Below are 1,858 nucleotides of genomic sequence, written 5' to 3'. Positions count from 1 at the left end.
GCCTGTGCCAACATCGGCTCTATCCTAAATCCTTCAACAATCGTTATCGGTGGTGGTGTATCTGCAGCTGGAGAGTTTCTGCTTGAAGGTGTCCGCAAAGTTTATGAAGAAAACAGCTTCCCGCAAGTGCGTACTTCAACCAAATTGGCTCTGGCAACGCTTGGAAATGATGCCGGCGTGATTGGAGCAGCTTCATTAGTTTTACAATAATTTGCAAGTTTCATTCATTTATTCTCCTGCTAAACTCAGCAGGAGAATTTTTTTGAAAAATCTGCTATACTAAAGAAAGTTTAAGGATTCAGGAGACATCATGACCAAAGCAGATACGATTTTTAAAGAAAATATTAGCAGGATTTTAGAAGTAGGAGTTTTTTCTGAAAATGCCCGTCCGCGTTATAAGGACGGAAATGTGGCTAACTCCAAGTATATCACAGGTTCTTTTGCAGAATACGATTTGAGCAAGGGCGAGTTCCCAATTACAACTCTGCGGCCTATTGCCATCAAGTCTGCCATCAAGGAAGTGCTCTGGATCTATCAAGACCAGTCCAATAGTCTGGAATTGCTCAATGACAAGTACAATGTTCACTATTGGAATGACTGGGAAGTTGGCGATACGGGCACCATTGGTCAGCGCTACGGAGCCGTTGTCAAGAAGCACGATATTATCAATAAAATCCTCCAACAGCTGGAGGCTAATCCTTGGAATCGTCGCAATATCATCTCTCTCTGGGATTATGAAGCTTTTGAAGAAACAGAAGGCTTGCTTCCGTGCGCTTTTCAGACCATGTTTGACGTTCGCCGTGTAGATGGTGAGATTTATCTGGATGCGACTCTGACGCAGCGCTCAAATGATATGCTGGTTGCCCACCACATCAATGCCATGCAGTATGTAGCTTTGCAGATGATGATTGCCAAACATTTTGGCTGGAAGGTCGGTAAGTTTTCTACTTTGTCAATAACCTGCATATCTATGATAATCAATTTGAGCAGGCGGAGGAACTCTTGCGTCGGGAACCTAGCAACTGCCAACCACGGCTCGTTTTAAATGTGCCAGACGGAACCAATTTCTTTGATATCAAGGCAGAAGATTTTGAGTTATTAGACTATGATCCGGTCAAACCTCAGCTCAAGTTTGATTTGGCGATTTGATTCCTTTGGAAAAAACAGACCAATCTTTTGTCTGAATGAAGGAATGATATTTTTCCGAAAAGCATAGTTGAAAAAAGCCTTTTTCTGCAAAATTTGATAGAATGGAATTACCAATTAGAAGGATGGGATAATGACAAAGAAAATTATTGCCATTTGGGCTCAGGCAGAGGCTGGTCTTATCGGAAAAGATCAAGTCATGCCTTGGCATCTTCCGGCTGAGCTCCAGCATTTCAAAAGAACGACAACTGGTCATGCTATTTTGATGGGGCGAGTGACCTTTGACGGATTGAACCGTCGCCTCTTGCCGAATAGGACCAGTATTATTTTGACTAATAATCAAGACTATCAGATAGATGATGAAAATGCCTTAGTTTTCAACACTATCGAGGATGTGCTGGACTGGTACCAACATCAGGATAAGAATCTCTATGTTATCGGTGGCGCTCAGATTATAGCGGCTTTTGAGCCTTATTTGGACGAATTGATTCAGACTCAGATTGCTGCCAAGTTGGATGGGGACACCTATTTCCCGCAGAGTTTTGACTGGTCTCTTTATCAAGAAGTCAGCAGCGAATTTTATCCAAAAGACGAAAAAAATATTTATGACTTTACTGTTAAAAAATATCAAAGAAAGGATTCGTAAGAATGGAGCGAAGTGTTTTTGGTTTTTTTACGGCCTTTTTATGTGTGATTTGTCTGATTTGTTCTC

Annotated in this window: 2 protein-coding genes and 1 pseudogene; all 3 read left to right on the top strand. The window is 41.7% G+C overall.

Features of this window, described 5'->3' with window-relative positions; all coding sequences use genetic code 11:
* Positions 1–210: ROK family protein (locus STRDD04_RS11390; RefSeq protein ID WP_231853877.1), on the top strand; the 210-nt coding region annotated here is incomplete at its 5' end.
* A gap of 100 nt (positions 211–310) precedes the next feature.
* Positions 311–1,149: pseudogene (locus STRDD04_RS03175) on the top strand (thymidylate synthase).
* Between the two features lie 130 nt (positions 1,150–1,279).
* Positions 1,280–1,792, top strand: a complete 513-nt coding sequence (locus STRDD04_RS03170) for a dihydrofolate reductase (protein ID WP_062199293.1) — start codon at positions 1,280–1,282, stop codon at positions 1,790–1,792.
* The last annotated feature ends 66 nt before the right edge of the window (positions 1,793–1,858 follow it).

The sequence above is a fragment of the Streptococcus sp. DD04 genome (assembly GCF_001578725.1).
Classification (GTDB): domain Bacteria; phylum Bacillota; class Bacilli; order Lactobacillales; family Streptococcaceae; genus Streptococcus; species Streptococcus sinensis.
The sequence above is the reverse complement of the archived record's forward strand: the minus strand, read 5'-3'. Positions and strand labels throughout refer to the sequence as shown.

Bases quoted from the DNA above. Each gene is read 5' to 3' on its own strand.
- STRDD04_RS03170 (WP_062199293.1), top strand. From the start codon at position 1,280: ATGACAAAGAAAATTATTGCCATTTGGGCTCAGGCAGAGGCTGGTCTT.